Source organism: Bacillus sp. SRB_331 (assembly GCF_003264175.1).
In the GTDB taxonomy this organism is placed as follows: Bacteria; Bacillota; Bacilli; order Bacillales; family Bacillaceae_G; genus Bacillus_A; species Bacillus_A mycoides.
In genome coordinates, this window is record NZ_NADV01000035.1 from 1 (window position 1) to 20,145 (window position 20,145).

Consider the following 20,145-nt stretch of genomic DNA (forward strand, 5'->3'; position numbering starts at 1 on the left):
TATGTCTATTACCAATGTATGCGATTCGTAAAGTACCAGTACTGGCTAAATATAGAGGGAAAGCGAGCAATGTATTTGTCATTGTTATAGGTATCCTTACTGTCCTAGCAAGTATTAAGTCATTATTCTAATTCACTATTGTTAGTTCTGAAGCAAAAATAGTGAGATATGAAAAAAGAACGAAAGATTCCTAGCGGAACTGAATTTTATATTGTTGAACCAAAGAGATCATGGTTTTGGACAAACTTTTCATCTTGGAGAGTTTGTCCTTTTTTGATTATATGCATAACTTCTATTCTAGCAATCACCTTTTTAGCTGTTTGCAATGATTTTAATCCAAACATATTAGGGTGTCGTCCCATGTCCATCAAGCTAATAATTTGAAGTATCCCTTAAGGTTCTGATGAGATGTGGATTCAGTGTTAAAGGTGAAGACAACGGTTTTTCCAATGCACGTAGATATGATTTAGAAGAATTTGTTCTCACCCTAAGCTATGCAATTTGTATGAGGAGAGCTTCTTCTGTTTTAGAGGGCTATTCTACAATGTAAGTGCCGCATGACTTCTGCAAAACGATCTTCCATTATCGGGCGCATTTCTTAAAAAAGAATTGCCTCTTTATTAAGAATCGAAAACCATGAGTGATTTCAATAGCAGCTGTCTCCATGGGAGGAAAGACCTCGATAACAATTTGGGAAACGAAGACATCAATGTTGTAGTCAGTATATTTAGGAAAAACAAGTCTAAAGTTCCCTTTTTTCTAGGAATCTCGAGCATTCAACCTACTGATAAAGGGAAACCTAAAGGGCATACTAAGATTATAATTAAAATGGGAGGTTATAAATTTGAGTACAATAGAGAATGCAGTATCTATCTTCGCCTTAGGCGGCTTGAATGAAATCGGAAAAAATATGTATGCAATTGAATATTCAAACGATATCGTGATTATCGACTGTGGCAATAAGTTTCCAGATGAAAGTTTATTAGGAATTGATTTGATTATCCCTGATATAGCTTATTTAGTAGAAAATAAATATAAAGTCAGGGCTTTAATTGTCACACATGGACATGAAGATCATATCGGGGGGATCCCGTTCTTCTTAAAAAAATTGAATGTACCCGTTTATGCCACACGCTTCACACTAGGATTAATTGAAATCAAATTAAAAGAACATAAACTCCTAAGAGAAAGTGAACTTATTGAAATCAACTCAAACTCAAACTTGACAATTGGAGAAATAAGGGTAAGTTTTTTCAAAGTGACCCATAGTATTCCTGATTGCTTGGGAATAGTCTTTCACACACCAGAGGGTAATATTGTACATACAGGGGACTTCAAGTTCGATTTAACCCCTGCGAATAATGAGAATTCGGATATTCATAAAATGGCTGCAATCGGCAAAGAAGGGGTCTTGCTTCTATTATCTGAGAGTACCAATGCAGAGCGTCCTGGTTTGACCCCATCGGAACAAATAGTAGGTGAACATGTGGAAGCAGCTTTCATGAAAGCCGAATGCAAAGTTATTCTTTCTACCTTTGCTTCAAATATTAGTCGCATTCAACAAGTCGTGAATGCAGCACAAAAAACAAATCGAAAAATTGCGTTGCTTGGACGAAGTATGGTTAATGTCATAGCGGTTGCTATGGAACGTGGTTATTTAACAGTTCCAGATGGAATGTTAATTGACCCACATGAAATCAATGAAATGGCTCCTGAAAGGGTGGCCATTTTATGCACGGGGAGTCAAGGAGAACCATTGGCTGCTCTTGCTCGCCTGTCCACAGGAAACTTTCGCGGTGTCGACATTTTACCTGAAGATACGGTTATCTTTGCAGCAGGTCCAATACCAGGGAATGAACGAAATATTACGAGTATCGTAGACAACTTATTTGCCCTTGGAGCCAAAGTGATTTATGGATCAGGAAGTACATCCGGAATGCATGTTTCTGGCCATGGTTATCAAGAAGATTTAAAACTAATGCTTACATTAATGAAACCAAAATATTTTATTCCCATTCACGGTGAATTTAGAATGCTGCACCATCACCGTTTGTTAGGGGAATCCGTTGGAGTAGAGCAAGGAAACACATTTATCATCAATAATGGGGATGTCGTCGATATTGAACATACCATTGCCCGTCAGACCCGGAAAATACCGGTGGGGAATACCTACATAGACGGGGGGGATGTCGATAATATTGGGGAAATAGTGTTACGAGACCGCAAACAACTTTCAGAGGATGGGATGCTCATGATTATTTTAACTATGAGCAAAGCGGAAGGAACGTTGATTTCTGATCCTGATACCATTTCTCGTGGATTTGTGGATAGAGATTTCTCGGAACTCCGAAGAGACGTTAATCGACTTACTATAAAAACTGTTAACGAGCTACAAGAAGCAAATAGAAACTCATGGAATGTAATGAAAAAACAAATAAAAAAATCAATACGACAATATGTATATACACATACTAAGAAAAAACCAATGATTGTACCTATACTTATTGAAATTTAATAGGGGGAAGTTTAAAAAAATGAATTAATTGATTTTCAACAATTGAGCACAATTCTCTAATAAGAATTGTGCTCTTTCTTTTGTATTGGACAATTTAATGGAATAAGAATCCCAAGCAAAATTTAATATTTGTGAAGGATTGCACTTAAACTAAAGGGCAGGTGTAGAGTGACTATATAGGTATTTAATTTTAAAACTTCAAACTTCAAACAAACATAACCCCATGCTGATTTTAGGATGGGGTCAAAATAAAATAGAAGAAATTAATAAGGTGCGCAAGCAAACCTTTTAAAAATGGAAAAGAGACTATTAAGCGAATTATAGAGAGAACAAAAAAAGCATCCAGTGGGGTGCTTTTTTTGGGGGAATAGAAAATCCATTACTAACTATATTTAAAATATAGTTAGTAATTTCGGTACGTGAAGTTTTATGAAATGTCCAGTTAAGAGCTTACATTTAGTAATAGTAGGGAAGAATGGATGGTTAGAGTTTGAATCAAATGTATTTACTAAAATGAAAATGGAGGTGTGTTATGAAATTTCTTTTTAGGGAATGTAAACGGCCTTTAAACGCGTTTAGTGCTGCAAATACATACATGGATTGCTTAGTGCAAACTATAACGTATCTACAGCTCCTAATACTAATCTTATTTTGTATTGCTACAGTATATTTACCTTTCCCTTCATTTATGCTTAAGTATATAAATAATATAGATATACTGCTGCAATACATAATTAAAGCACTATATTTTTCGTTTCCTATCACGTTTGTATTTCTACTTATAATGTGGGATCAAAGATATTTATTTTCTAAAAAAATCACTTTCCAACAGCTGAAAATATCTTTCTTCACTGCTTTCATTATTTACATTATAATGTTGTTGTTTTTTTCTGTACTACTATCTTTTACAGCATTCAATGGAACATCTAACCCCATTGAAAATGAAGGGACGACCAATATGTTCCTTAAAACGCCTGGTATTGCAATTCAATTAATTGGTGAGAACATTATGTTTGTATCTATATTATTCTTTTGGCACAAAATCATACGTTCCTTCATAATAAGTCCTATTACTTCAATTACAACCTCTTTAATTTTGTCTGGAAGCTCATTTGGACTACTCCATCTTTCTACGTATAATTATAATTGGGTACAATGTTTAACTATCATTGGTATACCAGCTATCGCTCAAATGATTTTCTTTCTAATATTTAAAAATATTCATATGGGATACATACTTCACTTCAATTACAATTTAATCATTATACTTTTTAACTATATAGCTTCTATTTAAACTAATTTACCACTGGAAATAAAAGAAAAGGTACCCCTGCTGCAAGGTACCTTTTCTAAGGGGTATAACTCATTACCTAAGCGGCCGTTGGTCAAGTATACCGCCTAGACATTACATGAGTTATGTTTTTATTATACATTGATCATATCAAAAATATTATCATTAGTGAAATTAACATTCATTATTTTTTAATTTTAAAGCTGCCACCATAATAATAATTCTCCCCAAGTTTCATAACAGCTACATATGATCCTGGCTTATAAACTGATGTAATAGGTGTTACAAATCTACCATAATTATGCTCAGTACCAGTATCATAAATTGTTTTATATCTTTGCATATTTACTACTCCATTCTCATCTTCACTTAATCGATATATCTTTACAATACCTGTGTCTTTACCACCTGTATAAATTGAAATGTCAAAAGTATCTCCATACTTCAAATCACCAACGGCTAATTCTTGTAAGAAGTCTGCATTATGATGGAGTGAAAAATAGTTTTGCCATTGCCAGTCATCGAAAACCGGTGATGCTTTCTGTATAAATTGAGATTCAGCAGAAGCAGGGGGAATACTTCCAACAGTATAGGAAAATACACTTCCTCCAATAGTTAATGCTCCAATAATAGCTACTTTTCCTAAAAGTTTCATTTTTAAGCCTCCTAGTTTATTAAGAACTTTAAAATCTTACTCATGAAAAACAGCTGTCTAATCATTAGATGGTAATATTTTCTATTTAGATTTTAACATATACAGATTTTCCTGCCAATCAATCGATAAAAAAGAATTTTTAACTAGTGTTTCATATTTATTTATCCTGAACTGAAAAATCACCCTTTAAAAGAACGTTAGTTCGTATATAATAAATACAGAACAAATGTTCTTTTAAAGGAGATGTATTAATTATGTATGACTATTCCCTTTTACCTGATCGCAAAATTTGTTTCGTTGATCTCAAGAGTTTTTACGCATCAGTTAGTTGCGTTAAAAAAGGATTAGACCCTCGATACACAAAACTTGCTGTAGTGGGGGATGTTAATCTTAGCGGTTCAATTGTACTTGCGGCAACTCCACCATTAAAAGCATTAGGTGTCAAAAAAATGGCTAGGAGCTGGGAACTACCTAAAAGATCAGATATTATAGTCGTTAACCCTAATATGGAAACTTATATTAAATGTTCTAATTACATAACCAGTTTAGCATTACAATATGTAGCACCTGAGGATTTTTTTCAATATAGCATCGATGAATTTGCATTAGAATTGGATTCATCACTACATTTATTTGCTTCAACACCTTATGAATTCGCTGTTAATTTTCAAAAAGAAATATATAGTAAAACAAGACTAGAATGTAAAATCGGTATAGGACCAAACATACTCATGAGTAAGCTAGCACTTGACCTGGAGTCGAAAAAAAATGAAACTGGGATCGCACAATGGGGATACGAAGATATTCCAACTAAGCTATGGCCTATACGCCCTTTAAGTAAATTTTGGGGAATTTCACATAAAACAGAAGCTAAATTAAATCAAAAAGGGATATATACAATAGGTGACTTAGCGAATTATCCTCTTCATTATCTAAAAAAATCATTTGGCAAAATGGGGGAAGAGTACCATTTACATAGTAATGGCATAGATTTTAGTTGGATATCTGAGAAATACGTACCTGCAACGACTTCAGTTGGTAAGAGCCAAATTCTATTACGTAATTATAATATAGATGAATTCTCAATTATATTATTAGAGCATATTGAAGAAGTTTGTTATCGTCTCCGTAGACAAAATAAACTTGCTCAAACGATACAGTTTTCAGTAGGGTACAGTGCAGAATATGGAGGGGGCATACGAAAAAGGCATACAATGAATAGAGCAACTAATTTGACCATGGATATATATAACATCTGTAAATACTATTTACACGCACTGTATACTGGTGAGCCAATTCGATCAGTTAGTATTTCACTATCAAATTTACTAAATGAGGGAGAGGAGCAGATTTCATTATTTGATAACATTGTACAACGAGAAAAAGAAGTTAAACTAACAAAGGCAATGGATGAAATTAGAGATCGCTTCGGAAAGAACAGTATACTAAGGGGAATATCATATACAAGCTCAGCTACGGCTAGATATCGAAATACACTACTGGGGGGCCATAAAGCATGATGAATTCAAAGATACCTAAAGGATGATTAATGGTCAAGTGGCAGGCATTTGCAGCATTACCTGAACAATTTATTGGAATTAACAAGCTTATAGAAGAGCAAACAAAAATTAAGCGTCCCATATTAACTCCGGAAGAACAGGAAATTATAGAGAAAAAAATTATACACTCTTATACATCAGAATCGGAAATATTACTTACATATTTTGAAGATGGTCGGCTGCTTACATGCTATATGACAGTAGTTAATATGAACTCTTTAAAACAATCTATAACATGTACAGATCCATACCATAATAAAATTACAATTTATTTTACTGACATCATACATATACAATAACGTTTACTTGAAGAATATAGATATTTGTGATTTGAACCGTAACTTTGCCGTTTCGACAGGGTTATGGTTCTTTTTAATTGTGGACTTTAGAGCAAAAGAAAACCGTGTCTTATAGAGAGCAGTTTCTCTTATATTCATTCTTATGCAAATTCTGAAGCATATTCTTCGTATATCTTTAATGTATTAAGCAATCGAGCTGATTCAATCATGATTTCGTTTGATGAATCAGTTAAACAAATGACAATAAATCGATTATCATTTCTGTCTCCAAACAAACCTTCTGATTCAAGTTCGATTAACACATTTAATGATACTTTCAACAGTGTATTTACTCGCACGTTAAAGCCATCTTCGACGGTTTCATGATATCTTTTAATAATTTTGTTTACTTCATTAAACATTCCGAAATCGTCCCATTCACTCCACTCAACAGCTCCATATCTATAATAATTGTATAAAGGGTCCGATTTATTAACTTTGATCAGTCTTTCTTTATTAGCCACTGGCCCAATGCTATCGACACAATCGTCTGTTAATATGGAGTACCCATATATTGTGTCAACACCGCACCTAGTTATAAGTTCGTTATAATGACAACGAATTGCATTTTTCAACTCAACATATAAACTTTCTTGAAGGTGCATTTTCACCGTATTTCCTCCGTTCTTTTTTAGCAACATGTTGCTACATACTTCAATCTTAACATGAAAGTGTACCTAATATTTTTTATTATCACAAGTGGTAGAGAAGGTAAGTAGCAAGTCTCTACGTCAGTTTACAAAGTAGCGTATTTTTGACCCTTTAAATATGAGAGACACAACAATTGTAGATTTCTACCCAGCTACTATATTAATTACTAGTGGATATTCGAAGAATGAGCAAGGAATATATAAAATCTATGAAAGCCCTTGGGAACATACAGGGGATGGGGCAGTTCATGCAACAGTTGAAGATCTGGTAAAATGGGGAGAGAATTTAACTACAGGTACCATTGGTGGAAAAGCCCTTGTTAAAAGAATGAGCGAAATAGGTCGGAAGATTTCTCCAACCGGAGAGACGATTATTGACAATGAAGATTATGCTTTTGAGCTGAGGATTACAGAAGGTTTTAACTGTCGATACCTGGAAAATTCAGGAAGGCGGGCAGGTTATCGTTCACACTTCATGCGGTTTCCAAAAGAATATTTGTCTGTTGTGGTACTAGGTAACTATGATGAATTTGACTCTGAAAAATATGCAAATGAAATAGCAGAAATTGTTTTAAAAAAATATAAAAAATAGAGCGTAGAAGACAGTTTTTGGATTCGGTTTACCCCACGTTATTTTAGGTGTAATTGATTTTGAGAACGGAAGGCAAGCATTTATTAATGCCTGCCTTTTTTGGTATGAAAATTAATATTCATACAGTTAAAAACCTAATTAGAAATTATTTGAACATAGATTGCTCAATGAGGTTAAATTTTATAATCTCCAAAAAATAGAATTATAAAATAATTATATATTATAATTATTAAACTTAATTTTATTGAAAATTGATATATTAAGCAATATTCCTATTGCTATTAAATTGACCATTAAAGAACTTCCACCAAAACTAACAAATGGAAATGGGGTACCAGTAAGAGGAAATAGTCCCGTAATACCACCTAAATTTACAATGGATTGCATACCAATCATACATCCTATACCAATTGCTATAAAACTTCCGAATGGATCTACACATAGTTGTGCAATTTTTAAGGAACGAAGAACGAATACAATAAATACACCAATAAACCCTAGTTCTTCAGAAACTATTGCCATTATAAAATCAGTATGTGGTTCTGGAAGATAACCGGTTTTTTGAATGCTATTTCCGAATCCACGTCCAGTAATTCCTCCAGAGCCAATGGCAATAAAAGAATTTACAAGCTGATATCCTTTTCCTTGCGCATCAACAAAGGGATTGAGAATTGTAGTAATACGTGTCTTTTGAACTTCTGACAAGCTAAATTGAATTAAAAAGTATAAAAAAGGTAACCAAAAAATAGAACCGATTATAATTCTTTTAATTAATAGATTTACATTTATTCCAGAGCAAAGAAATATGCTAAAACCTATACCTAATATTAAAAGTGCAGATCCTAAGTTTGGCTGTTTATAGATTAGGAAAAAAATTGCAGCTAAAAAAAATAAAAGTTTTCCGCTACCACTCCAAATATTTTTAGCTTGTTCTTGTCGTAATGCAAAAAAACGGGCTGTTACAAGTATTGTTCCTAATTTAAGAAATTCCGCTGGCTGTATTCCAAAGATCCATGATTGAGCATTATTTACCACTTTTCCTTTCCACAAAACCATAATTAATAAAAAAATTCCCCCAACCATAATACAGATAGAGACTATTCGTTTTTTCCATATTTCATATGGGAGAATAGCACAAACTATTAACCCTATTGTTCCTAAAAATAGCTTTGTTAATTGAGAATCAACAAAATGCCTACTGTTATAACCGTAATGTTGAACAGCAACAATGGAGCTCGCGCTATACATCATGATAATACCTAAAGTACATGTTATGAATAGAGGGAGGAGCAATAGATAATCGAGTTTTAATATTTTTTTCATTTTAATATCCTCCTGATTTACATTAACACTTAATATTATATTTGCTAATGAGTAGAATCTTGTTCTCATCAACTACTAAATAGTATTTTTGTTTTGAAAGATTCTATCGCTTACACCCTGTTTTCTTACGCAAAAATCCCCCCTAGTTACATACTAGGGGGGATTTAAATTGGCATGACTAAATAAAGCTTTCCTCCCCCTAGTAGAGCTTTGGCACTATACAACGTAAAGTAATGGAAATTGATTACTTAGCTATCTTAAGAAGAGCCTTAATCCGACAATTCCTGTTCTACCCATTGGCGTCTTTCGACATTTTTGGGCAATAGCCTGTGTTTGTATAGGAGCCTCACCTAACAGGTTTAGCAATATAAATTTTATGTATTTGTTTCGTGTAGCCAGCATAAATACTTTTTTTTTGCTTGTCAAGTAAGCATATTGCTAATTTTATATTCTTTATTGTTTTATGCATTTTGAGAAATAATGCAAGAAAATGTATTTAATCATCTCGTATAGATACTTATTTTCGGCCTGTAGTGTATAATTTGATTAAGTAGTTTAACCATATAAATTTGATAAACAGTAAAGAAGATTTTAATCATAAAATAAGATTTTTGAAGAATTTTCTTTTGAAGTAAGGTATGACTAATAATTCAACTCCTGCTATAAAGTTACAAATTGATCATAAACAATAAGTTTCCTAAACGAAATTTCATATATTTTATAACGTTTCTTCAAACTAATTGTATATAAATTTTATATCTTTTAAGTTGAATTTCAAATTTACAATAGAATCGAATTACATTTCTCTAAAAAAGAATGTATTATGAATCGAATCGAAAGTTAGTTGACAAATATTAAATTCTGGTTTAAATTTTGAAGTAATTCAATAATCTTTGTTAGGTGAGGCTCCTGTATAGAGAAACGCTGCTGCCCAAAAATGTCGAGAGACGCCAATGGGTCAACAGGAACGGTCGGATTAAGGCCCTTTTTAATGTAGCTGGTTATAAAAACCTATGCTATACAGTGCTAAAACTCAACGAGGGAGTGGTATACGATTTGATAGAAAGGCACCTCTGGGATTTTTGCAGAGCTGTCTTAATAATCATTTATTTGTATTGTAAAAAACCTTTACTCCTTTTTGAGTAAAGGTTTTTTTGTTTAATGTTATTTATTTTTATCTTGTCTATATTCAAAAAGGAGGTAGTTCTAAATAATAAATTGATTGCAATGTAACTATTAATGCTCTAATAAAAATTGTAGACAGATAAAATAACACAAAACCACTCATGAAACTCTAGAGTCTCCCTTAGCAATATAAGGAGGAGTTAACATGAAGAAATTATTAAATGAATTACTTGTAACCCAAAATAATTTGGATGCAGAGAAAGTTTTACGTCATCCGTCGTATGATGTTGCACAAGAAGTAAAACGGTTTTCAATTGAAGATCAAGTCATATTACTAGATAAGATTCCTGTATTAAAAAGCTCAAAAATTCTTCAACATTTGAGTACAGAAGAAAAATATAATATCTTAATTCACTTATCTGAAAACAAAGCTAAAAAGTTACTAGATTTACAACCGATTGATGAAACAGTAGATCTACTTCTAGCGGTTCATCCGGAAAAACAAGCTAAATTAATGGCGTATTTAAATAAAATTACAAAACATAATGTAAAAAAATTAATGGCTTTCAAACCTGAAACGGCAGGAAGTCTTGTCACAAGTGATTTTGTTGCAGTTAGAGGGAATTGGTCAGTAAAAATGACATTGAAGTACATTAGGGAGCATTCTGAAAATGTAGAATCAATATCTTATATCTATGTTCTTGATAGTCATGGTTATCTTAAGGGAATCGTTTCCATACATGAGTTATTACTAGCAGCAGATGAAGAAATATTATCTACTATCATGATTCAAGAGGTAATTTCAGTACACGCTGAAGTTGATCAGCAAGAAGTTGTAAAAAAGCTACTGAATTATAATTTAGCAGCATTACCCGTAACAACAGCAAATAATGAAATGATTGGTATTATAACATTTGATGACGTAATGAATGTTATGGAAGCAGAAGCTACAGAAGATATCCAAAAGTTAGGCGGAAGTGAACCGTTAAATCAATCTTACTTTGAATCTAGTATTTGGAGCATTTTCTTCAAACGTCTACCATGGTTATTGCTTCTTTTTGTTGCTGAAGCATATACAGGTACAGTACTAAAGTATTTTGAAGACGAAATTGAAACAGTAGTGGCCTTAGCTTTCTTTGTACCGTTATTAGTAGGTACTGGAGGAAATACAGGAACACAGGTTGTAGCAACAATTACTCGTGCGATCGGTATTGGAGAGGTGAAATTTAAAGACATTTTCCGTGTAATGAAAAAGGAATTTGCAATTGGCATGCTTCTCGGACTTGCACTTGGGGTAGCTGGGCTCACTCGTGCTTATATGTTAGGAGTTGGAACAGAAGTTGCACAAGTTGTAGCAATCACTTTATTATTTATTGTTATTTGGGCCTCTCTTGTTGCAGCTGTTTTACCTTTGATTCTGAGAAAATTAAAATTAGATCCTGCAGTCGTTTCTGGTCCATTTATTACAACATTTGTTGACGGAACAGGATTAGTAATTTATTTCATGGTTGCAAAAACGTTATTAAATTTGTAAATATACACTGAAATAAATACGAAATGTAGAATAAGTATTTTGCTTTGCTTGCCAAGACATAGTGGGGAACTCGGGAATGAGGGAAACAAACACTTTTGTCTTTAGGCAAATAATATCTTAAAGGATTCATTGAATGTAATTAATGCCGGAGGAGAAACCTATGAAACATCTAAGAAAAATCTTCAAACGAATTTTGCTTCTTTTTTCTATTTTCATGCTTATTGGCATAGGAATATTATTTGGTACTAACTATGGCCGAGATCTTCGTGTAACAATTGCTGGAAGTATACTAACTTCTCAGCATCCACAATATGCGAAATATACATTCCTATCCCAAAAGGAACTAGATAAACTGCAAGATAGAATTAATCATCCAAAATGGTCAAATAGTGATGAGGCCATTTATAAAAAAATAGCAGGAAAAAGATTAGAAGAATTAAAAAATCAGCCATTAGAAATTGATATAGAAACAATTAAAAGTAATAAAGATAGTCGTTTTCTTTTCCAAGGAAAGTTAATTACCATTAGCAATCCCTTCAATGTTAAACTTGTTAGCCATCAAGGAACACAAGGAGCTAACAGGGGAGAAAAAATTAGTGTAATGGCAAAACGTAATCATGCACTTGTTGCTGTGAATGCAAGTGGATTTGCTGATGAAACAGGAAGGGGAGGAGGAAATGTTGCAACTGGAATAGTAATAGAAAATGGGGAAGCTATTGATACAAATATGGATAGAAATACCCCTACAATTATTACAGGTTTAACAAAGTTTGGACAAATGATAACTGGAAATTATTCTACCCAACAACTTTTGGATAAACAAGTCGTTTCAGCAGCAGGATTTATGCCACAGTTAATTGTAAATGGAGAAAAAATGATCACAGAAGGAGACGGTGGTTGGGGCTCTGCTCCGCGAAGTATTATGGCACAAAAAGAAGATGGCACAATAATGTTTTTACTGATTGACGGTAGGCAGACACATAGCATAGGAGCTACGTTAAAAGAGTGTCAAGATATTCTATATGAAAAAGGAGCAATAAATGCAATGGCTATGGATGGAGGTTCTTCTGCTACGCTATATTTAGGAGGAAAGGTTATAAATTCACCTTCTACATTATCCCATGAAGATCGTTATTTACCGAATGCTTGGATGGTAACAGCAAACCAAAAACAAGAAATAAGGGTGACAATAGATGGGAAAAAAATAGATACTAAAAAATCAGATGAATTTGATGCAAATATTTCAACTGATTTATGAATTCTTAAATAAATAAAGGTTTAATTAAAGTTTAAAAACTAACATACAAAGAGTTTAATAAAATTGAAAGTTTTATCATTTAACATTCATTAAAGAAAAGCGTATAGAGATACTCAATCATATGGAAAATCTCCAAGAAGCTAAAAGAAGGATAAATAATGTATACAGCTTACACTCATATTCAATTATATGCTTTTAATCTTATAGTATTTGCTACAGCTATGTGAAATGGACAACCTGTAAAAATAATTGTTGTGATTAGATGAGTAAAGATTAATGCGCAGAATGAATTAGTAATCATACTTTGCCTCTCAAATGAAGCAACTTTAGTATTCACTCAAAAATCCATTGTCTATAAAACAACTAGATTTTTAAACGGCTTTAATAGACATCTGACATTTACATAGACAGATGTCTATTGTATTTTTGGCGGCAAGATTAAATAGCTTTTTTGTTACTTTACAATAAAGTATACTTAATATCAGTAATTCATGTAATTAGGAGTGATTTCTATATTTAAGGAAAATGCAAAAAGTATACTTCTGTCATTAGTAACAAATCCAATACTAATAATTGTATACGGGATTGTTTGTTATGAGTTAGCCTTATACTGTAAGTACGGAAGGATGAATTATAATATTTATATTTTGTTATTATGTATAGTACTTTTTATATCCATGACTACATTTACTACAATGCGGGTGATAAAAAATAGAGAATATGAAACTAAAAAATTAACTAATTCAATAGCATGGAGATCTATTTCTATTATCATTATTGTTGCAATTACATCATTTTATGGGATGCAAATTTATAAAAGTGCAATAAATTACAATGGCAAATTGGCATGGTTTATAGAAAGGTTAAAACATGAAAGGTCAGTTAAACTTAAACATAATAATATATATGAATCTGGAGTAGAAGGTATTTTTGAAGATATAAATAAAAAATATCCTTTGCCAAAGAAATTGTATATGGCAACTGATTTTGATCTTACATTTCATTCAGATGGAACAATCACAGCGTTTGATACATTTGTTTATGGGAAAAATGTTGATGGGAAAGAAGAAACTTATTTAATCTCTTATAATAAGAAGAAATCAGAAGATATTACTATAATACGAGACGGGTATGCAAAGCCTGATTATGATGATGATAAATTAGTAGAACCTTTAATTAAAACGGTTAAGGCGATTCCAGTTAAGCAAACGGTTAGAAAGTGGAATGAAAGTAAGTATGGGCTGATTTATTATGGAAAAAGAAATTGGGGATCCAATACAGAGGGAATTATTAATATTACTGAGGATGGTAAGGGGCAGAGTCTTAAAGAAGCAGCTTCTGATATCATTGGATATACTGTATCTATATTTGTCCCTGGAAAAGAGAAAGAGCTAGTCCCTGCTAGATATAATTTAATATGTGACGCAAGTTGGAGTAAATCAAAGACGCCTCCAAATGAAGATAGGCTTAAAGAGAAGAAACAACAAGATTTAAAGAATGAAAAAGAACAGTTTTTCCTATCAAAAGAATTTGGTTATAAACTAAATATGACAGATAAAGCATTAGGGAGCGCCTTTTATTCATTAAGCAAGACTAGTGATGAAGGGGAAACATGGGAGGTTATCAATCCAGACCCATTTAATAGGGGGATTGGTAGTGTATCAGGAATCACTTTTATAAATGATAAACTTGGGTTTTTAGGAGCAGTTAGACTTTCTGGTAATGAGGGAGAGTTATATCGCACAGATGATGGGGGGATATCTTTCAAAAAGGTAGAATATCCGCCGCATGAAGTGAAATTAGATCATACACAGTCCACAATAAGTCCTTTTGATTCTCCTAGTATGCCATATGAGAAAGATGGGGTTTTTAATATGTTAGTTGGACAAGGGGCAGATGGAGACTACAATGGCGATAGTAGTGCACTTTATCAATCAAAAGATAACGGAGAGACATGGGAATTTGTAGAAGAAGTGAAAAAGAAATAATCAGAATGTTTTTTAAAAAATAAGGTAACATTGTAGGAATTTAAAACTCTTATGTTAACCATCAAGAGAGAGTTTAAATTCTAATTAAAGTATAATTTAAACTATGTATTTATTACATAATAAAATTTAAAATGAAGAGAATTTAATATGGATTTTAAATCCACTATCAATGAGAATAATAAAAGTTCAGCAATTTTGTATTGCTGAACTTTTATTATTTATTCTTTCCTATTCTTCCTAAGCTATCTTTGATAGTTGTTTCTCCAAGCTGTGTATATAATAAGGCCGTATCCTGGCTGGTATGTCCAAGTTGTTGCATCACTTGTAACGAGTCTTTTTCTTCCATATATAACTTATTTGCCAATGTATGTCTTAATTTATGAGGAGACATTCTTTTACCAAAGGCCTTAGTATATTTTTCTACTATATCTTGAATAGCCCTAACCGAAAGAGGCTGTGCAGTATGTTTATACTTCGATAAAAATACATTTTTTAATTCTTTCCCTGGAGCATATTTTTTATCTCTAATTTCCATATACTTTTCAAGATCATTCAATGCAATTGGGGTAATCCATACAGAATCTTCTTTGTTTCCTTTTCGTATTACATCAATTAGCCTTTCTTTTAAGTTTATATCTTCCATACGAAGATCGGCCAATTCACTTACACGAATACCACTACCAAGAAAGAGGGAAAGAATAGCTACATCACGATCTTTATCTCTTAGGAAATAGAACAACTGATGTTTTGTTAAAGATTTTTCATGTTCGTACTTAATGTAATTCAAAAACTCTTGATCGTCATCATTATGAAATATTTTAGATCTCATACGTTTTGCACGGGCATTTAATGTTTCCTTATCTTTATGTATTTCAATTTTAGCCATTACATTTCTATAAAAATAACATTCTCCATCATCATTCTCTGATAGGGAGGTAAGGTACTTAAATAAAGACTTTAAGGCTGAAATTTTTCTGTTAACAGAGGAATTCTGCATATTTTGTTGTAGTTTTAAAAACCTCATAAAGTTCTCAACATCTTTTTTCTTTAAATTCTCCAAATCAGAGAAGGATATGTCTTTAATGGGCTTAAATTCAATAATTTGTTCAGATAATAGCCAATTAAAGAAAACTCTAAAATCATATACATAATTCAGTAGGGTGGAGGGAGAGGCATCATGCAATTCTTTGTACTCCACAAATTCTTCTATGTAAAAGGGCATTTCATTTAAATTCTCGTATAATTTCTTACGATGTACTGATTTTTGACGTTGCTTGCTGTAATCCATAAAAATCACCTCATATATACTATAACAGAAAAAACACTCGAACACAAGTTCGCGTTAAATTCAATTTTTACACGAACTTATTTACATAATTAAATTATGAAATACTAAAATTCACTCGAAATTGAATGGGAAAGTGTAATTATTCTAATAAAAGTTATAGATAACCAAGTGATAAATTCATATTTGGCTATAAAAATTATATATGTATATAAAATAAAACGATTTTCAAATATAAATTCTAACAAAATGAATACATAAAAACAGTTTAAAAGTCTTCATAAAATGTGAATTGGTTAATTTAATCAAGGTTAATCAGGTGTTAGTTGGATCAACACAAGAAAAGCTCTTATAAATTAAAATGTAATTCACTATAAAAATTGTTTATGAGTAATTCAGCATTTGATTATTCTTATATAAAATATGAATTATATCGCGTATAAAAAATATACTAAGATTCATGCACTTTAGCTTGAAATCCCTAGATCCTGTATTTGATTTTATATAATTGCATTATTGTGCGTAAAATTGGTATTTCGTGCGAAGTTATTGTGTGTCTTTTTCTCCCTTCTATTAATTACCTTATGTGCATTCAATGGTGTGCATTATTCCATTAAGCAATACTTTTTAGTTCAAAATGCACCCGTTTATACACATTAATCTTGTTTATGAGGCTACTTATATTCTGAGTAAAAACATGATAAAAAAATTTAGCAACAAACAGCTAATTTTACTTAAGGCTAAATCAACATTATTACATTCTAAATTTAGTTGCTTGTAATAAAAAATATATCATTTTATTTTATTCATTTTTCACGCCAATAGTGTGTAATTTATTTTATATAAAAGTTTTGCCCGATTTATAATATAATTTGATTTCTTCCGTATATCTCAATAAGATAACAATTCTTTTCATTTTGAGACGTAATTTTAACAACTTCAAATAAGAAATATTACACAAACCAAATATGAGTTAGAATTTATAAATTAACTCCTTTCTTTATATTAGCTTTTTGTAAAATGCTAGCTACTATAGCAGAACGTAAACCCGTTCGACATTGTAAAACTATAGGACAATTTTTCAGTACTTCATCTAGCCGTTCAAGTAGAATACCCAAAGTAATATGTATTGCATCATGAAGATGTCCTTCATCCTATTCTTTTTACTACGCACATCGATAACCTTTACATTTCCTTCTTTTATTAACGGATATAATTCATTTGATGTTTTTTCCTTGCCATTGTTTTTCATGGAAATAAGCTGATTTCTTTTTGCTCTGTTTCATTTTCAAAATCAATCCTTAATACACTATATCTCTTATAGGGTAGGCAATAATAAGCTTTGCTTTCACTATCAAACTCAATTTTTAAGGAAGGGTACTTCTATCGAAAAAAAATAAAAGAATCTTTTAACTTTGCATGGGGAATTGCATATATTAGTTTGATCGGCATATGTATTCAGCTTGCAAATGTGTTCTTTTTATTTAACTTTGTTTACACACTTAAAAGAAACGAGCATATGATATTATATACTAATCCAAAAACCATATTGTCTACTTTCTAAGAGCACTGATCTGTGTTCTTTTTTTTCAGATAACGCTTTTGTTCAACTTTTTGCTACATTTTTAAACATTCATTTGTTACCCTTAACAAGTCTTTTTAAGAACAGTTACATATAAATTAGATTTTTTTAGTTTTCTAGTTGCTCGGGATTTCCATCAATACTATCGAAAACTTAAGCCTTGTATTTCATCCTATTCAAATACCATTCAGTACAACCCCATGTACCTGTTATTTCTCACTTTATAATTCCGATTCATATTATTTGGACCATGGATTAGCTAATTACTAAATCATACAATATCTCATTCAAAAACCTTCTGACCATATTGTATTTTTTAACCCTTTGTATTGTAGGATTTAATAGTTATCAAATTGATTATGAAGGGATAAAGCCCACAAGTGACTTCTATTAGTCCAAACACTTCACATTACTATTACATACACTATAAAATGTTTGGACTTTATTATTTCAATCAAAACTTAAAATTAGGAGGATTTAATATGGCAGATTGTACAGGTTTAGCTTGTTTTCTATTCTCTTCGTGGCCAACGGGAACAGTTGTTACAGTTACTACCAGATCAGGTCAAATTATTGGACCTGCTACTTTTTCACTGTTCTTTCCGAATATATGTGCAGTAGTATTGGTAGAAGAAGATGTGATAACCCCCTCTTCTACCAATACTATATTCATAAGTTGTGAAGATATAGAAAGTGTTACTTTAACCACGCCTTAAGATGATTCATATCGTTCTAGCTTAATCCATATTTAAGACATTCTAATGAATGTCTTTTTTCATGAAAAATCTAATCAGTACATCCTAAAATGTACCATTCTATTGTATCTATTATTTCAATAAGCTGCTTTAATTTTAATTTTTTTCTTCTAAAGGTTACTTGTCTACACATCGTTCTACAAGTTTTCATATGATATAGTATATTGTTTAAAGGAGGGATAAATTTGTTCTTATGCAATTTATTTGGTTGTTCAGGTGGAGTATGTAGTATTTTTAAAAATTTACAACCAGGCGAAGTCGTTACTGTGACTGGTAAATCTGGAAATATTATTGGACCCGCTATCTTTACAAATTTTAACCCTAATACTTGTATCGTCACATTAGAAGAGGAAAATTCAGTTACTCCTCCTACTACAAGTATTACTAAGATTAGTTGTAAAGAAATAGAAAGTGTTACGTTTATCTCATAATATATTTTAAGCCTAAAGTAGGGATTGAAATATGAAACTCTTATACATTACTTCTGGTTACTCAAAAATCTATCAATATCTAGATCAAAGCATACAGGGTACACTTATCGATCAAAATTTCGAATGGTTAGCAGTACAGCCGAGTGAATTAATACAGCAATTGGATTTCATTACAACAACGTTTCATCCAGATATTGTATTCACCTTATTAGGTAATCATCTACCACAAAAAGCAATTCAATATTTTAAAAAAAGGAACATTAAATTAGCTGTCTGGTTAACCGAGGATCCATTTTATATAGATACTTCTCTTCTTCTATTAAATAACTTCGATTTTATATTTACTATTGATAGCGAAGCACTTAAATATTACACAGCTTTAGGATATACCAATGTATATCACTTACCATTAGCAACTAATATAGATGTTTTTAAACCTAGTATAAAAAATCCAAAATATAAAAGTGAAGTATTGTTCATTGGATATCCTTATCCAAGCCGAGTAAAATTGATACAGTTTCTCTTGGAAAAAACCCCTTATCACTATACTATTATTGGTCAACACTGGAGAAATAAGTTATTAAAAAAATGGAAGAATCACCAAAGAAATAAGATTATAGAAGAATGGATTCCACCTCAAGAAGTTGCACTTTATTATAATAACGCTAGCCTTATATTAAATCCTCATCGTAGTCATTTATTTCCACAGAATAAAAATAAAAATAGAGTAATTAATAATACCATTAATAATCGTACGTTTGACATCGCTGCTTGCCAAGGTTTTCAAATTATTGAAGAAAAATCTGATCTTTCATCTTTCTTCAATAAAGATGAAATTATATCCTATAACAGCTTTGAAGACTGTTTAAATAAAGTATCTTTTTATTTGGATGACACGATTCCCAAAAGATTAATGGTCGAAAAAATTCATACAAAAGTGATTACACAGCACACTTTTCATGAGAGAATCCACTTTATAACGACTATTTTACAATCACAGCTTCAGTAATTTACTAAATTAATAATATCTTTTCTTCTATAATCATTCTGAATAAATTAAAATGCTTTTTCAATTTTATGAAGAGGCATTTTAATTTATCTTTCCCCTATAGATAGCTCTCTCTATTTCTCTGAAAGTTTTATTAAGCTCGTTTTCAATTCTACATACTATTTTTTATTCTGCTTATACTATAACTACATCTAGAGTAACATCACTGCTCTTTTGTTTTAAATCCATCATGAAATTTTGTTCTTATTTCTTTTT

General features: G+C 31.6%; 14 protein-coding genes, 4 pseudogenes and 2 riboswitches. Of the genes and pseudogenes, 12 read left to right on the forward strand and 6 right to left on the reverse strand.

What is annotated here, in order from left to right:
• A pseudogene (locus tag B5P42_RS22750) lies at nt 1-131 on the forward strand (septum site-determining protein); the annotation flags it as partial.
• A 75-nt stretch (nt 132-206) separates the two neighbouring features.
• Here B5P42_RS22750 and B5P42_RS22755 read toward each other — a convergent pair.
• Nucleotides 207-347: pseudogene (locus B5P42_RS22755) on the reverse strand (IS6 family transposase); the annotation flags it as partial.
• A 497-nt stretch (nt 348-844) separates the two neighbouring features.
• Between B5P42_RS22755 and B5P42_RS22760 the strand changes: the two are divergent.
• Together B5P42_RS22760 and B5P42_RS33180 are read left to right on the forward strand one after the other, a co-directional pair.
• Nucleotides 845-2,515 (forward strand): ribonuclease J, encoded by a 1,671-nt coding sequence (locus B5P42_RS22760; protein WP_113735307.1) that lies wholly within the window; start codon nt 845-847, stop codon nt 2,513-2,515.
• Nucleotides 2,516-3,047: 532 nt separating this feature from the next.
• Nucleotides 3,048-3,809, forward strand: a complete 762-nt coding sequence (locus tag B5P42_RS33180; protein ID WP_113735308.1) for a hypothetical protein — start codon at nt 3,048-3,050, stop codon at nt 3,807-3,809.
• Nucleotides 3,810-3,990: 181 nt separating this feature from the next.
• On the opposite strand, the gene B5P42_RS22770 is transcribed toward B5P42_RS33180, so the two are convergent.
• Nucleotides 3,991-4,461 carry a DUF5065 family protein gene (locus B5P42_RS22770; RefSeq protein ID WP_113735309.1) on the reverse strand — a complete coding sequence of 157 codons (471 nt, stop codon included), beginning with the start codon at nt 4,459-4,461 and terminating at the stop codon, nt 3,991-3,993.
• 254 nt (nt 4,462-4,715) lie between these two features.
• Here B5P42_RS22770 and B5P42_RS22775 point away from each other — a divergent pair, with 254 nt between their 5' ends.
• Nucleotides 4,716-5,981, forward strand: a complete 1,266-nt coding sequence (locus B5P42_RS22775; protein ID WP_113735310.1) for a Y-family DNA polymerase — start codon at nt 4,716-4,718, stop codon at nt 5,979-5,981.
• A gap of 29 nt (nt 5,982-6,010) precedes the next feature.
• On the forward strand, nt 6,011-6,319 hold the full coding sequence (locus tag B5P42_RS22780; RefSeq protein ID WP_113735311.1) for a YolD-like family protein: 309 nt from the start codon (nt 6,011-6,013) through the stop codon (nt 6,317-6,319).
• Between the two features lie 140 nt (nt 6,320-6,459).
• Here B5P42_RS22780 and B5P42_RS22785 read toward each other — a convergent pair whose 3' ends face one another.
• A complete protein-coding gene (locus B5P42_RS22785; RefSeq protein ID WP_113735312.1) occupies nt 6,460-6,969 on the reverse strand; it encodes a DUF4303 domain-containing protein in 510 nt (169 codons plus the stop codon).
• Between the two features lie 70 nt (nt 6,970-7,039).
• Between B5P42_RS22785 and B5P42_RS22790 the strand changes: the two are divergent.
• A pseudogene (locus tag B5P42_RS22790) lies at nt 7,040-7,600 on the forward strand (serine hydrolase domain-containing protein); the annotation flags it as partial.
• Nucleotides 7,601-7,813: 213 nt separating this feature from the next.
• On the opposite strand, the gene B5P42_RS22795 reads toward B5P42_RS22790, so the two are convergent.
• Nucleotides 7,814-8,923, reverse strand: a complete 1,110-nt coding sequence (locus B5P42_RS22795; RefSeq protein ID WP_113735313.1) for an FtsW/RodA/SpoVE family cell cycle protein — start codon at nt 8,921-8,923, stop codon at nt 7,814-7,816.
• A gap of 188 nt (nt 8,924-9,111) precedes the next feature.
• Nucleotides 9,112-9,288: riboswitch (M-box (ykoK) riboswitch) on the reverse strand.
• Nucleotides 9,289-9,808: 520 nt separating this feature from the next.
• Nucleotides 9,809-9,976: riboswitch (M-box (ykoK) riboswitch) on the forward strand.
• A gap of 277 nt (nt 9,977-10,253) precedes the next feature.
• On the opposite strand from B5P42_RS22795, the gene mgtE reads away from it, so the two are divergent.
• The 3 genes from mgtE (at nt 10,254) to B5P42_RS22810 (ending at nt 14,828) form a co-directional block, all read left to right on the forward strand.
• Nucleotides 10,254-11,582, forward strand: coding sequence for a magnesium transporter (gene mgtE, locus B5P42_RS22800; protein ID WP_016093729.1), 1,329 nt, complete (start codon nt 10,254-10,256; stop codon nt 11,580-11,582).
• Nucleotides 11,583-11,742: 160 nt separating this feature from the next.
• Nucleotides 11,743-12,840 (forward strand): phosphodiester glycosidase family protein, encoded by a 1,098-nt coding sequence (locus B5P42_RS22805; RefSeq protein WP_113735314.1) that lies wholly within the window; start codon nt 11,743-11,745, stop codon nt 12,838-12,840.
• Between the two features lie 503 nt (nt 12,841-13,343).
• The gene (locus B5P42_RS22810) at nt 13,344-14,828 is read left to right on the forward strand and encodes a WD40/YVTN/BNR-like repeat-containing protein (RefSeq protein WP_309251508.1); all 1,485 of its coding nucleotides are present in this window, start codon (nt 13,344-13,346) and stop codon (nt 14,826-14,828) included.
• Between the two features lie 214 nt (nt 14,829-15,042).
• Here B5P42_RS22810 and xerS read toward each other — a convergent pair whose 3' ends face one another.
• The gene (xerS, locus tag B5P42_RS22815; protein WP_002090544.1) at nt 15,043-16,116 is read right to left on the reverse strand and encodes a tyrosine recombinase XerS; all 1,074 of its coding nucleotides are present in this window, start codon (nt 16,114-16,116) and stop codon (nt 15,043-15,045) included.
• Between the two features lie 977 nt (nt 16,117-17,093).
• Nucleotides 17,094-17,350 (reverse strand): annotated as a pseudogene (locus B5P42_RS22820) (rhodanese-like domain-containing protein); the annotation flags it as partial.
• Between the two features lie 827 nt (nt 17,351-18,177).
• Between B5P42_RS22820 and B5P42_RS22825 the strand changes: the two are divergent.
• The 3 genes from B5P42_RS22825 (at nt 18,178) to B5P42_RS22835 (ending at nt 19,890) form a co-directional block, all read left to right on the forward strand.
• Nucleotides 18,178-18,411, forward strand: coding sequence for a hypothetical protein (locus B5P42_RS22825; RefSeq protein WP_000752671.1), 234 nt, complete (start codon nt 18,178-18,180; stop codon nt 18,409-18,411).
• A gap of 224 nt (nt 18,412-18,635) precedes the next feature.
• Nucleotides 18,636-18,881, forward strand: a complete 246-nt coding sequence (locus B5P42_RS22830; protein ID WP_000477970.1) for a hypothetical protein — start codon at nt 18,636-18,638, stop codon at nt 18,879-18,881.
• Between the two features lie 31 nt (nt 18,882-18,912).
• Nucleotides 18,913-19,890 carry a CgeB family protein gene (locus B5P42_RS22835; protein WP_113735315.1) on the forward strand — a complete coding sequence of 326 codons (978 nt, stop codon included), beginning with the start codon at nt 18,913-18,915 and terminating at the stop codon, nt 19,888-19,890.
• Nucleotides 19,891-20,145 lie beyond the last annotated feature (255 nt).